The 291-nt window shown below is 63.9% G+C and carries 1 pseudogene; it reads left to right on the plus strand.

Annotated features, from left to right (window positions below):
- Positions 1-75: 75 nt before the first annotated feature.
- Positions 76-291: pseudogene (locus tag EN852_RS39530) on the plus strand (glyoxylate/hydroxypyruvate reductase A); the annotation flags it as partial.

The raw sequence follows: 291 nt of genomic DNA on the forward strand, positions 1-291 counted from the left end.
CGCCAGCGAACTCGCCGCCTGCCGGCGGATGATCGAGGCGCTGGGCGCGCGTTGCGCGGCCTGAAGGGAAACCGAATGACCTTCCTGTTCAACTCCGATGCGCAGCGCGGCGCTATCTTCGCCAAGGCCTTCGCGAAGGAATTGCCAGATCTTCCCTTCGTCATCGACGCCGCGACGGTCGATCCCGATGCGGTGCGCTATCTCATCACGTGGGTGGTGCCGGAAAACCTCGCCCGCTTCCGCAACCTCGAAATGCTGTTTTCACTCGGCGCAGGCGTCGATCAGTTCCGC

The organism is Mesorhizobium sp. M2E.F.Ca.ET.209.01.1.1 (genome assembly GCF_004010375.2).
Classification (GTDB): Bacteria; Pseudomonadota; Alphaproteobacteria; order Rhizobiales; family Rhizobiaceae; genus Mesorhizobium.